This window comes from Alteromonas sp. ABV2_168, assembly GCF_056161165.1.
The window spans coordinates 62,090-75,323 of the sequence record NZ_JBSWYQ010000003.1 but is presented as its reverse complement, the minus strand read 5'-3'; the positions used below and the strand labels follow the sequence as shown (position 1 = coordinate 75,323).

The 13,234-nt window shown below is 50.7% G+C and carries 13 protein-coding genes; 7 read left to right on the top strand and 6 right to left on the bottom strand.

The window, feature by feature from the left end:
• Positions 1-38 precede the first annotated feature (38 nt).
• From ACXAH4_RS05915 to ACXAH4_RS05890, 6 genes are all read left to right on the top strand, one after another.
• Positions 39-1,292, top strand: a complete 1,254-nt coding sequence (locus ACXAH4_RS05915; RefSeq protein ID WP_474845251.1) for an HlyD family secretion protein — start codon at positions 39-41, stop codon at positions 1,290-1,292.
• Positions 1,292-3,457 (top strand): peptidase domain-containing ABC transporter, encoded by a 2,166-nt coding sequence (locus ACXAH4_RS05910; RefSeq protein ID WP_474881137.1) that lies wholly within the window; start codon positions 1,292-1,294, stop codon positions 3,455-3,457. The genes ACXAH4_RS05915 and ACXAH4_RS05910 overlap by 1 nt, the downstream gene beginning before the upstream one ends.
• On the top strand, positions 3,450-3,701 hold the full coding sequence (locus tag ACXAH4_RS05905; protein WP_349583825.1) for a helix-turn-helix domain-containing protein: 252 nt from the start codon (positions 3,450-3,452) through the stop codon (positions 3,699-3,701). The genes ACXAH4_RS05910 and ACXAH4_RS05905 overlap by 8 nt, the downstream gene beginning before the upstream one ends.
• A 2-nt stretch (positions 3,702-3,703) precedes the next feature.
• A complete protein-coding gene (locus ACXAH4_RS05900; RefSeq protein WP_474845256.1) occupies positions 3,704-4,012 on the top strand; it encodes a hypothetical protein in 309 nt (102 codons plus the stop codon).
• Positions 4,013-4,077: 65 nt separating this feature from the next.
• On the top strand, positions 4,078-4,257 hold the full coding sequence (locus ACXAH4_RS05895; RefSeq protein ID WP_474881135.1) for a hypothetical protein: 180 nt from the start codon (positions 4,078-4,080) through the stop codon (positions 4,255-4,257).
• A gap of 82 nt (positions 4,258-4,339) precedes the next feature.
• A complete protein-coding gene (locus ACXAH4_RS05890; RefSeq protein WP_474881133.1) occupies positions 4,340-5,230 on the top strand; it encodes an ATP-grasp domain-containing protein in 891 nt (296 codons plus the stop codon).
• Between the two features lie 39 nt (positions 5,231-5,269).
• On the opposite strand, the gene ACXAH4_RS05885 is transcribed toward ACXAH4_RS05890, so the two are convergent.
• The 6 genes from ACXAH4_RS05885 to priA all read right to left on the bottom strand — a co-directional run bounded on the left by ACXAH4_RS05885 (position 5,270) and on the right by priA (position 12,776).
• Positions 5,270-6,358, bottom strand: coding sequence for an alkene reductase (locus ACXAH4_RS05885; RefSeq protein ID WP_474881132.1), 1,089 nt, complete (start codon positions 6,356-6,358; stop codon positions 5,270-5,272).
• Between the two features lie 94 nt (positions 6,359-6,452).
• The gene (locus ACXAH4_RS05880) at positions 6,453-7,340 is read right to left on the bottom strand and encodes a LysR family transcriptional regulator (protein WP_474845264.1); all 888 of its coding nucleotides are present in this window, start codon (positions 7,338-7,340) and stop codon (positions 6,453-6,455) included.
• Positions 7,341-7,550: 210 nt separating this feature from the next.
• Positions 7,551-8,882 carry an HslU--HslV peptidase ATPase subunit gene (hslU, locus tag ACXAH4_RS05875; protein WP_119499946.1) on the bottom strand — a complete coding sequence of 444 codons (1,332 nt, stop codon included), beginning with the start codon at positions 8,880-8,882 and terminating at the stop codon, positions 7,551-7,553.
• Between the two features lie 73 nt (positions 8,883-8,955).
• Positions 8,956-9,480, bottom strand: a complete 525-nt coding sequence (gene hslV, locus ACXAH4_RS05870) for an ATP-dependent protease subunit HslV (protein WP_119499945.1) — start codon at positions 9,478-9,480, stop codon at positions 8,956-8,958.
• Positions 9,481-9,885: 405 nt separating this feature from the next.
• A complete protein-coding gene (locus tag ACXAH4_RS05865; RefSeq protein WP_119499943.1) occupies positions 9,886-10,449 on the bottom strand; it encodes an SPOR domain-containing protein in 564 nt (187 codons plus the stop codon).
• Positions 10,450-10,604: 155 nt separating this feature from the next.
• Positions 10,605-12,776, bottom strand: coding sequence for a primosomal protein N' (gene priA / locus ACXAH4_RS05860; protein WP_474881130.1), 2,172 nt, complete (start codon positions 12,774-12,776; stop codon positions 10,605-10,607).
• Between the two features lie 176 nt (positions 12,777-12,952).
• On the opposite strand from priA, the gene rpmE reads away from it, so the two are divergent.
• Complete coding sequence (rpmE, locus tag ACXAH4_RS05855) at positions 12,953-13,165, top strand: 50S ribosomal protein L31 (protein WP_303573891.1); 213 nt, start codon at positions 12,953-12,955, stop codon at positions 13,163-13,165.
• Positions 13,166-13,234: the final 69 nt, after the last annotated feature.

Here is a 13,234-nt window from a genome sequence, read left to right as displayed (position 1 = left end):
GGTAATCTGCCGGACTTTTATTTAGCAAGGAGTAAATCATGGAACACAAGCTGTTCAGACAACAGGCTTTGCAACATCAGCTGACAGCCAGTCAGGGAGACGTATTTGTTTTACCGTCTTTGCCTGTCAGGATGATCAGCCTGATGGTAACAGGTTGGGTCATCGTGATGGCCTGGTATCTGAATAGTCAGGAATACAAAACCTTCACCCGGATCAACGGCTGGCTGGAAATGTCAGAAGGCAGTACGCCGGTTTATCCGGACAATACCGGCGGACGGGTTGCCGCTATTCTCGTGAAAAATGGCGATGAGGTTGAGGCGGGAACCCCCTTACTTAAAATCAACAGCGGCCAGACGCTGGGCTCCGGCGAAGACGTGCATTTTGCAGTGCACAGTCAGTATGAAGTTCAGCAGGAACAGCTTGAACAACAACTACGCTATCTCACTGTCGCCCATAAACTGGCAATTGCAACGACCAGAAATACCGGCACGCAACTGGAGCGGGATATTAGCAAGCTTAACGGACTCATTGAGCTGGTAGGCCAGCGGATCGCTCTGGCAGAAACGTCTGCTAACTCGATGGCAACACTCGCCGATGCCAGATTACTGGCGAAAAATGAACATCTCAGTGCCGCCCGTGCTGTGTTATCGCTAAAGCAGGAATTACTGGAATACCAGCGGGAGCGTGAAAGTAAGCTCGCCTACCTTGACGAAAATCGCCACGAGCTGGCGAGGCTCCCCGCCAGTCAGGAGCAGGAGCGCCTTGATCTTCAGCATCAACTCAGTGCATTACGCAATCAGATGCTGCAGTGGGACAGTCAGCACAAGAAGGTGATTACCGCATCAAGAGCTGGTGTGGTATCCGATTTGTCTGTACGTAGCGGTGACTTCATCAATACGTCTAAACCTCTACTGAATATACAACCCTCTTCTGACACCCTTACCGGTAAGGTGTTGCTGCCAGCCCGGTCGGCAGGTTTACTGCAACAGGGTCAGTCAGTCCGCATTAAACTGGATGCTTTCCCTTATCAGCAATACGGCACCGTTGACGGTGTTATTACGCAAATATCTGACGATCTTATCCAGCCACAGAGTAAGCAATGGTTTCCTGTCACCACAGACGAACCGGCATATCTGGTTCAGGTTTCGCTGAATAAACAAAGCATCGCCACCTACGGACAGGAAACACCACTGAGAAGCGGCATGACCTTCAGTGCCGATGTGACGACACGGGAGTCCAGCCTGATTGAATGGCTTTTCGCACCATTACTGTCTGTAAAAGGGGCGTGGTAATGCAGGCCCTCTTATCAGCAAACCCGCTCCCTTCCCTTCGCCGTTCTGTTAAAACACCGGTGGTGTATCAGGCGGAAGCCGCAGAATGCGGACTGGCCTGCCTGTGTATGATATTGCAGGCCCATGGCGATAAAAGAACACTGGCCGAACTCCGGCAGGAATATGGCTTGTCACTGAAAGGGGCAACGCTGGGAGACATTATTACCATCGCTAAGCGCCTTTCTTTATCTGCAAGAGCGCTGAAACTGGACTTGGATGATCTGCCAAAACTGCAATTGCCCTGCGTAGTTCACTGGGATATGAAGCATTTTGTGGTACTCACCGCAGTGAACAAAAACAGCGTAACCATTCATGATCCGGCCACGGGTAAACGTAAAATGCCGTTATCCCGTTTTTCCGCTCATTTCACCGGCATTGCTCTGGAAGTCTCTCCGGCCCCGGCTTTTACACCGGTCACGGCTACCCCAAAGCTGACAATAAGCAGTTTCTTCTCAGGTCTCAGCGGGCTTCGCAGAACCTTGCTGCTTACCTTCTGTATTACCCTGCTTATTCAGTTATTTGCCCTGTTGTCTCCTTATTACATGCAAATGGTGGTAGATGATGCGCTGCCCGCAGGATCGTCTGACTTTTTGACCGCATTAACCATAGGCTTTGCGCTTTTTCTGTTAATTGAATGTCTGACTTCAGCGTTACGCCAACATATCCTTTTACACTTCACCAGCCGCCTGCAACTGCTGATGAGCGCCAGGGTATTCAGTCATTTACTGCAACTGCCGCTAAAATGGTTTCACAGCCGGCACACCGGCGACATTATTTCCCGTTTCAGTTCATTAAATGCATTGCGGGATTTTCTCACTGCCAGCTTCATTACCGTGATCATGGACGGACTGATGGCACTGGTGACAGTGGCAGTCATGTATGTTTATGCGCCGCTTCTGGCCACGGTAGTCATTGTTATCACCTTTTTGTATGCGCTGTTCCGCGTGTTTGCCTGGCATTGCGTCCGGCCTCATCACGCCAACAAACTGGAGCTGGCTTCAAAGGAGCAAACGCACTTCATCGAATCCATGCGGGCCATTCAGACAATCAAGCAATTTAACCTGGAGGCGAGCCGCCACGGCCACTGGCTGAACCGGCTGACATCATCCTTAAATGCAGACATCAGTATCGGCAAATGGGGTTTGCGTACCAGCATTGCCAAACAGGTCATCACCGGTGCCGAAAACATTGTAGTGATTTACCTTGGCGCACAGATGGCTATGGAAAATGCACTGACCACCGGTATGCTGTATGCGTTTATCAGCTACAAAAACCGCTTTGTTACCGCCGCTGAAAGTCTGATCACCACCGCACTGGAATGGCGTATGTTATCGCTACACATTGACCGGCTATCAGATGTGGTGCTGGCTGAATGTGAAGACGTACCAGTCGCTTTTTCCGGTGTAGACGGCACAGACAATACCGGCCCGGCAACTTTATCCCTCAGACAGGTCAGCTATGCTTACGACAGCTTTTCAGCACCGGTACTTGAAAATATCAACCTGACTGTTGCCCCCGGCGAAGTCATAGCGATCACCGGCGCAAGCGGCTGCGGAAAATCAACGTTACTTAAATGTATTACCGGTATTCACCCGCTCAGTTCAGGCTCAGTATATTTCGGCACAAAGCCTGTCAGTCAGGGCGCACTGAAGGGCGTATCCTCGGCAGTGTATCAGGATGACGCCCTGCTCAACGGCAGCATTCTTGAAAATATAGCCGGCTATTGTGATTCTCCTGATATTCAGCGGGCAGCAGGCGCGGCACAACTGGCCTGTATTCACGATGACATTGTAGCCATGCCAATGCAGTACCAGACACTGGTCGGCGACATGGGCAGCACCCTGAGCGGCGGTCAGATCCAGCGGATTATGCTGGCCAGGGCACTGTATCAACGGCCGCAGATCCTGTTCCTCGATGAAGCAAGCAGTCACCTTGATATGCACAACGAAGCACAGGTAAACCACAACCTGAAACAGCTGAACATCACCCGCATTATTATCGCCCACAGGCCGCAAACCATCGCCATGGCAGACCGTGTGTTCCGGCTTGAAGCAGGCAAATTAACCGAAATCTACCCCGTCAGTACCAACCCCGTTATTGAACAACAAGGAGAGAGTCATGACTAATCCAACCCCTATCAATGATCGCCTGGAGCAGCTTTCCCGCCGGGAACTGCAGGTTGCCCATAAAATTATGGAAGGGCTGCCGAATAAGCGAATCGCTTCCCAGCTATTTATCAGCGAGAGAACGGTGAAATTTCACTGCGCCAACATTTACCGCAAGCTGGATATCCACAACCGTACCTCACTGATGGCGAGCTACTACCGGCAGTTTCATCAGCCCGGTACACGGATAGAGCAAGAGGGATAGCAATGTCCTTTCGTATCAATAAAACCGTGGCGTTTGAGACAGAAGTCCTGTTTATGAACAGTCTCATTCCCATGGCTGCAGCATCGCTGTGCTGCCTGATTTATTTCGCGATTACCAGTACATTACCCGATATGTGGGTGGTGGGTTTGACGTTTAATTTGTGCTGGATAATGAGTCTGCGCGAGACCATTTTAACCTGCTACCTGCAAGGGGTTTCAGACACAGTTGGCCAGTCGCCCTATCTGAAACCCGGCGTGGGTGATAACCGGACTTTTAGCCAGAAGACAGCGCCGGAAGACCCGGTAAACTAAAACCTGTTGTGAGTTATGCGCAACAAAACCCGTAACGGAAAAATAACCTGTTCAAGGAGAACATCATGAAAGAAACAACAACACCCCGCCCGTTAACGAATGAAGAAGCCTGCGAAGTATCAGGCGCCGGCCCGGTACAAACTACGCCGGTCACAGAAGACAAAGCCATCTTAATCCCGCCCCGCTATTTCACCCTGGCGCTGGGTGAAAATGGTGGCGATTACCCGGAAGAATCGGTTTACTGATTTCAGGTCTGATGATGCTGCGCAGACAGGGTTGTCTCCCGCACCTGTTGGCGTCAGCATCATTCTTAAAAGGGCGTAATGTATGATTCTTTGTCTGGGTGATGAATCAGACCATCAACTACAGCATGTAGTGACAACACTTCACGACCTTCAGGAAGAAACACTGATCCTCAATACGGCGAACCTGGGCGATCAGTTAAAGTTGCAATGGCAACCGCTTAAAAATGCCTTCACGCTTGTTGTCGATAACGAATACGTGGATATTGACGAAGCCGGCGCCTTTTGGTGGCAGCGCTTTTCAGCTCCACCGGCAACAAATCCTGTTGCCGGTAAAAATCAAATCAGTGCACTTTCGCCGCTTTTTTATCATCAGCCTGAGCGCTGGTATAACCCGCTGAGTGCCATTCGTTTTCACCAGGCCAAGCCCGTGCAATTGCAAACAGCATCGGCACTGGGCGCCATCATTCCCGATACGCTCATCAGCAATGATGTCACTGCCCTCAAACACTTCGCTGAGCAGTTTCAGGATGTCATTGTCAAACCGGTTTCCGGTGGTGCCCACACCACCTTGCTTCGTCAGCATGGCGTGTATCTCAGTGAACTTCTGCATCAGCAGGATACCGGTGCGGTGACGTTACAGGCCCGGATTGACGGGCTTGATGTGCGGACGTACGTTATTGGTGATGAGGTTTTTTCCGGTATTATCTACTCGGATAAGCCGGATTACCGTACTGATGAGTGCGCAGAGGCGCAGGCTACAGACGTCCCTGAGGATATCCGCTCACTGGCCAGAACAATTTGCGCTGCTTTCGGGATGAAATGGTGCGCCATTGACTGGCGGTGTAACACTAAAGGCGAGTTTATCTTCCTGGAAGCGAATCCCTGCCCGTACTTTTTGAAATTTGAACATGAAACACAGCACCCGCTCACTGAAACCTTATGCCGGGCGCTGATAACAACAGCGGAACACTAGTCCGCTGCTGTTGATGAAGCAGTTTATCTCTGATAACCGTTATGACGCGACAGAATAATCGGTATAACCTTTCTCTGCGCCACCGAACAAGGTATCAGGATCATGCTCTGCCAGCGCGATGCCTTGTTGTAAACGGGCAGGCAGATCGGGATTCGATACAAAGGGGCGACCGAAACCAATCATATCAGCCCATCCTTCTTCCAGCGCCTGTTCAGCGCGGTCACGGGTATATTTGCCGGCATAAATCAAAATACCGTCAAACGCCTCGCGGATGGCCTGTTTAAAACTTACCGCCATTTCCGGCGCATCATCCCAGTCGGCTTCAGCGATATGTACATAGCCGGCCTCTAACTCATTCAGGGCCCGCACCGCTTCAACGTACGTCTGCTCAGGGTTTTCGTCTACCGCACCGTTCAACGTCGTCAGCGGAGCCAGACGGATCCCCACTGCGCGACTGTCGAACACCGTGCTGACGGCAGACACGACTTCTTTCAGGAACCGCAGACGGTTCTCCAGGCTGCCGCCGTATTCATCAGTACGGTTGTTGGCTTGTGAATCAAGAAACTGGTTGATGAGATAGCCATTGGCTCCATGCAGCTCGATGCCATCAAATCCGGCATCTTTGGCACATTGCGCCGCGTGCCGGTAATCTTCAACGACCGCTTTGATTTCTTCTTTACTGAGTGCTCTGGGTACAGAAGATTGCACAAAACCCGGTGAGCTATTTTCGTCGATAAATACCTTCACGCCCTCAGCCTGAAGCGCTGACGAAGAAACCGGCTGTTTGCCACCCGTATTACTTTCGTGGGATACGCGGCCAACGTGCCACAGTTGCGCAAACATCACACCTCCTGCCTTGTGAACGGCATTTGTGACCTTCTTCCAGCCTTCGACTTGCGCTCCGGTGTAAATGCCCGGGGTCCAGGCGTAGCCCTTGCCCAGTTCACTGATTTGCGTACCTTCACTGATAATCAAACCGGCACTGGCACGCTGGGCATAATAAGTAGCCATTAAATCGTTGGCGACATCACCGGGCTGCGTTGACCTTGAGCGGGTCATCGGGGGCATGACAATACGGTTTTTAAGCGTTTTGCCGGCAAGAGAAATACTGTTAAATAATAGACTCATAAAGCCTCCTTCCATTTTCAATGGATGAAGCATATCGCAGCCTATTTGAATCATTAACAGCAATAAATTAAAAACACTTTTGTTATTTTTGCAATTATAGAGTGAGTCGCGGCGCGATATAATCAAGGAATGCAGAGATGCGGGAAGACACGGCACTGTTACGGTAATATACCGCCTGTACCAGTTCCCGCCGGTTCGGACTCAGGACATGGTCTGTCAGCACAGGCACCAACCGGCCGGCCTCAATATCTTCATACGTCATAAAGTGTGACAGCATCGCCAGCCCCTGCCCTGCAATGCAAAGTTGCCGCACGGTTTCACCACTTGAGGCACTGATGGCAAATGTAAGCTGCTGAGGACTTTTAAGTGGCCAGTTATTTAAATGCGGCGCGTCACTGAAACCAATTAAACGATGCTGCGAAAGGCTTGTAATATCGCCGCTGACCGGATGTTTAGCCAGGTATTGCGGACTTGCCACTACATGTAACCGGCTTCGCCCTAACTTTCTGGCATGGAGATTGGAGTCACTTAAATCGCCGATACGAATGGCGATATCGGTTTTATGCTCCAGTAAGTCAATGATGCTGTCGTGACTGGTCAGCTCCAGAGATATATCCGGATAGGTGCGGCAGAACCCGTCTATTAACGGTGTCAGCTGATGAAATACAAACGGGCTGGCTGCATCAACCCGCAGCTTGCCTGATGGTGTCCGCCCGAGCAGTCGCAATGCCTCCTCGCCTTTTTCCAGCATGTTCAGACCGTCTCTGGCGTAACGCAGGAAAAGCTCACCTTCTTCCGTCAGCTCTACCCGTCTGGTGGTGCGGTTAAACAGAGTAACATTGAGAGTCTTTTCCAGCCGCGTTACCGAGCGTGATATCCTGGCAACCTGCTGGTCCAGCAGCGCTGCGGCGGCAGAGAAACCACCGGTATCCACCACCGTTACAAAGGCTTCTAAATCTTCTGTTTTAGCATTAACCGGCATTGTTCAACCTTTTCATTTTCCACAAAGATAGCAGCTTACTAATTACATTTTATACAAATAACCAGAAAGAAACCTGACGTATTCAACGCAATCAACTTTGCAGGCAACAAAAAACGCGCAACCGTCAGACAGTCGCGCGTTTTAGTATTATTAATGAGCAGCTACCGTTCAGCCAGGCAGCGACCCATGTGGTAAGTAACAGACAGAGCCTTACAGAATAAAGCGGCTGAGATCTTCGTTATCGACCAGCGTTTCTAAGTGTGAGTCCACATAGGCGGCGTCGATAGTAAAAGTTTCACCGGACTTCTCGGATGCGTCGAAAGAAATATCTTCCATCAAACGCTCCAGCACCGTGTGCAAACGACGGGCACCGATGTTCTCAAGGCGCTCGTTTACCTGCCAGGCTGCTTCAGCAATGCGCTGAATGCCAGACTCTTCAAACTTAATTGTCACGCCTTCTGTAGCCATAAGAGCACGATACTGCTCTGTCAATGCTGCATTCGGTTCAGTCAGAATACGTTTAAAGTCTTCCACTTTCAGTGCTGACAGTTCAACACGGATTGGCAGACGGCCTTGCAACTCAGGGATCAGGTCAGACGGCTTACTCATCTGGAAAGCACCGGATGCGATAAACAACATGTGGTCAGTTTTCACCATTCCGTGCTTCGTCGAAACGGTAGAGCCTTCCACCAGCGGCAGCAGATCCCGTTGCACACCTTCACGGGACACATCCGCAGAGTTATTGCCTTCACGCTTACAAATCTTGTCGATTTCATCAATGAACACAATACCGTGCTGTTCAACCGCATGAATCGCTTTTTCTTTCAGATCTTCCTGATTCACAAGACGGGCAGCTTCCTCTTCAGTAAGCATTTTCAGCGCATCTTTGATTTTCAGTTTCTTCTTTTTCTTCTGAGAGTCAGAATTCAGGTTCTGGAACATCGACTGCAGTTGATTGGTCATGTCTTCCATGCCCGGAGGCGCCATGATTTCAACACCCATTTGCGGCAGTGCGACATCGATTTCAATTTCTTTGTCATCCAGCTGACCTTCACGGAGCTTTTTACGGAATGCCTGACGGGTGCCACGATCTTCAACCTGCTCCTTTTTACCCCACACGTCTTCCGGTGGTGGCAATAGAGCATCCAGCACACGCTCTTCCGCCGCTTCCTCAGCACGGAATTTGACCTTCGTCATTTCCTGCTCTTTAGTCAGCTTTACCGCGATGTCTGTCAGATCACGGATGATCGTCTCAACTTCTTTACCAACATAGCCCACTTCAGTAAACTTCGTGGCTTCAACCTTAATAAAAGGTGCATTTGCCAGCTTCGCCAGGCGGCGGGCAATTTCAGTTTTACCCACACCGGTTGGGCCAATCATCAGAATATTCTTAGGCGTCACTTCAACACGAAGCTCTTCCGGCAATTGCATCCGGCGCCAGCGGTTACGCAGGGCGATAGATACGGCGCGTTTTGCGTCCTGCTGACCAATGATGTGGCGATCTAACTCGTGAACAATTTCTCTGGGTGTCATTTCAGACATAATAAACCTTCTCTTACTAACGCTGATGATGCTCAGCTACCGGCTGCATGACCGTGATACGGCCTGCAGTCGATCAATAATCTAGTACTTCAACCGTCTGGTGATGGTTGGTATATACGCAGATATCCCCTGCGATGGTTAAACTCTTTTCTGCTATTTCACGGGCTGACAATTCAGTATTTGCCAGCAAGGCCGTTGCAGCCGCCTGCGCATAAGCACCGCCGGAACCAATGGCAATTAAGTCGTTTTCAGGTTGCACTACGTCGCCGTTACCGGTAATGATGAAAGATGCCGTCTCATCAGCCACCGCCAGAAGCGCTTCGAGCTTTCGCAGCGCCCTGTCAGTACGCCAGTCTTTGGCCAGTTCCACCGCAGCGCGGGTAAGGTGCCCCTGGTGGATCTCGAGTTTAGATTCAAAACGCTCGAACAGCGTAAATGCATCAGCAGTACCACCGGCAAAACCGGCGAGCACTTTATTATGATACAGGCGACGCACTTTTTTCGCGTTGCCTTTCATTACGGTATTGCCCAGAGAAACCTGTCCGTCTCCGGCAATGACGACCTGATTGTCGCGTCTTACAGATACAATAGTAGTCACTACACTTCCCCATATTCCGGGTGTCGCTGGCTGTCGCGCAGCAAATTAATTTCAATGAAGAGATAAGTGGGGGAAGAGATAATTTTTTCAAGGGACAATCCACCAGCATCAATAAAGTCCGGTGTCAGGCCCGCAAACAGAGCAAGAAGAAGCCATTACAAACCTTCAGCAGTAGGAAAGCTGCTGCAGGGAACATGGTGAGCCTGTGGACGGGATGAAGTATTACCGGCGGGAAAGGCACACGATCCGGCGAAAAGAGATTGAGAACCCTAAGCGCAGGGGTTGAAGATATTCTGGTACAGAACCGTCAGCCGCAGGGAAGCGGCTGCCGAGCGCCCATGGATGGGTTTACAGCGAGTTCTGTACCAGAATATCGGAAGCCCCGACAGCGACGGGTTATCTACCTTAGAGATTCCAGTACAGGATCATGCAGGTGGTGATGTTTACTTTTCTCAGGCTGTGTCTTGCTCTTTCTGCATCACGTTTGGTTTGTAACGGCCCCATGATGACCCGGAACCATTCACCGTTAGAGCCGGTAGTGGCCCGAACCTGTGCTTCAAGACCCTGAAAGGCGATTTTGGCTTTCATTTCTTCAGCCTGCGAGCGGGTGCGGAATGAACCACACTGAAGTAAATACAGTTTGTCGGATTTTTGTTGCTCCGCGACTTCCACTTCGACTTCGTAACCGGGTAAGGATTTAATGTATTCCCATTCTTCCTTAGGCAGCTCAGGCAATTCCTCTTCTTCGACAATTTGCGGTAGTGGTTCCATCGGCGAGTCAGCCGTTTCATCAACATTGTCTTTAATAGAGAACAGAAAATAAATAAGACCCAGAATAGCGATCACCACAACCACCAGACGTGCCCAAATCTTAGTCCGGTTCGTCTCCGGCGAAGGCGGCTTGCGTTTATTGTTGTTCTTTTTATTTTGTGGCGCACGACCACGAGCTACATAATCACGTTGTGCCATATCCGGCGTAATATCCCGTCAAATATTGTTTGAAAAAAGCATCACCTGCTGGCTGATTATCACGTGATTAAATCAGCGCTTTTTAGTGAAACCGCACAGCAGTGTATCGTGAATTTTCCTAAAATGCTGCCGCTATATGCGTTAAGAAGCGAATACTAACTGAAGTCAGAGGGATCAACATCCAGTGACCAGCGAACACGGCTTGCCGCTGGCATCGCTGATAATAGCGGTAAGGCTTTTCTGAGTAACCCGTTGATATCATTACGCCGCGCCGACTGCAGGACCAGCATAAAACGGTAACGCCCCTGACGCTTCTCAATCAGGCAGGGAAGTGGCCCGTTTAATCTCACAGACGGACTTTGCAACAGCGACCCCGCCTGTTCAAGAAAATCCCACGCCTGTTCAGCATGAGTGGCTTCAGCACGGATCACCGCCTGAGACTGAAAGGGCGGCATCCATGATAACTTTCTTTCTTCCAACGCCTGGCGGGCAAAATGCGCGTAACCGTTGTGCACTAAATCCTGCAACAACGGGTGCCCCGGATTATGCGTTTGTAGCCACATTTCCCCCGGCTTCGATGCCCTGCCTGCGCGCCCCGCCAGTTGAGTAACCAGTTGCGCCAGCTTTTCACTGGCACGAAAATCTGCGCTGAATAAGGCGCCGTCGCAGTCCAGTACAACAACCAGAGTCACATGGGGAAAATGATGCCCTTTTGACAAGATCTGCGTACCGATCAGCAATTGATACTTCTGCGCATTAATGTCATCCAGAGAACGTTGCAACTTGTCTTTGCCCCGCACCGAGTCGCTGTCGATACGGATTTGTTTCACGGCGGGGAACAACTTCGCCAGACCATCTTCAATCTGCTCCGTTCCCACGCCGGCAGTAATCAGTTTATTTTCACCGCAATGTTCGCACTGGCGGGGTACCGGTCTGGCGCCACCGCAATGATGGCACTGCAAACGTTGCTGGGTGCGGTGAACCGTGTAGGGCCGTTCGCACCGGCGGCAATCATAAGAATGACCACAATGATGGCAGAGCAATGCCGGTGCGTACCCCCGCCGGTTAACAAATACCAGTACCTGATTTCCCATCGACAAATGCTGGCGCATGATGCTCAGCATGCCATCGGCAATACCAAACTGCATCCGCTGGTCCCGTACATCCAGTACCTGCTGATGAGTGTTCGAAGCACCGCCGGCCCGCCGGGTCAGTTGCAGATGACCATATCGCTTCGTCAGGGCGTTGTTCAGTGTTTCCAGTGAAGGCGTCGCGGTGCCCAGAATAAGAGGAATGTGCTCAGTACTGGCGCGCATAACTGCGAGATCTCTGGCGTGATATCGCAATCCGTCCTGCTGCTTAAACGAATCATCATGTTCTTCGTCCACAATGATCATGCCCGGGAATTTCATTGGCGTAAAAATCGCAGACCGGGTACCAATAATGATGCCCAGTTCACCTTCCCGCGCACGCTGCCAGACTGAAAGGCGATCTTTGTCATTCAATTGGGAGTGTAATACGCCGATATCGATACCAAAGCGGTTGGCAAAACGGGTAACCGTCTGCGGAGTAAGACCAATCTCCGGTACCAGAATCAATACCTGTTTACCTGCAGAAAGAATATCTTCAATGGCCTGCAGGTAGACTTCGGTTTTCCCGCTTCCGGTGATCCCTTCCAGTAAAAAAGGCGCAAACTTGCCGGCCTGTTGCGACAACGCGCTGATGGCAACCGCCTGCTCTTTATCAGGCAACGGCTTCTTGCCGACATGAAAATAATCGAGCCACATTTTCGGTCGCAGGGGCGGCGGTTTACTTTCGCTGTACACAAAGCCCTTCTCTTCCAGAGCACTGATGATGGAGGAAGGAAAGGTATTTTTGAGATCGCCTTCGCGAACCGGCTCATCCGCCAGTGCCTCAAGACAAGCGTACTGGCGCTTCGCCCGCTTCAGTGACGCCAGATTTTCATCAATGTTATCACCGGCATGCCACCAGATTTCATCCACCGGATTCGCCGGTTCACCCTTGCGCAGCAGGACCGGTAATACGGTGTGAATAACCTCCCCCACCGGATGAAGATAATACTGGGATAACCAGTGACACAGTTTCAGCATCACACTGTCGAGCACCGGACTGTCATCAATAACATGGTGAACCGGTTTGATTTTTCCGCTGTTCTCCGGCGTTTCCGCCTCTCCCAGAACGACGCCGGTTAATGTGCGGGGGCCGAAAGGCACACTGACCCTGCAGCCTGCTTCCGGTAATGTGTCACAGGAGTAGGTAAAAGCTTGTCGTAACGGTACAGGAACCGCCACCTCAACAAAACGCATAATCTGCCTATATTTTCCGCACTTTTTTACTTATCGTTCTTGATCAAAACGGCGTCATACATTAATATGCGCCGCTCTTTACGGCAAGGCCAGTTGTGCCTTGTATTGAATATAGTTGCGTATGGTGTTCAGCTTCGGGCTGGATTGCGATACGGCCTTATATAATGAGGTAACCCATGAAACAAGGTATCCACCCTACTTACGAAGAAATTACTGCATCTTGCTCTTGCGGTAACGTTATCAAAGTACGTTCTACTGCAGGTAAAGAACTGAACCTGGACGTATGCTCAAACTGCCACCCGTTCTACACTGGTAAGCAGCGTAACGTTGATACTGGTGGTCGTGTTGACCGCTTCAAAAAGCGTTTTGGTGCTCTGGGCAAAAAATAAGTCCGGCATTGAATTGCGAAAAAAGCGCCTTTACGGCGCTTTTTTTGTGCCTTAAATCCGTTACTTAAA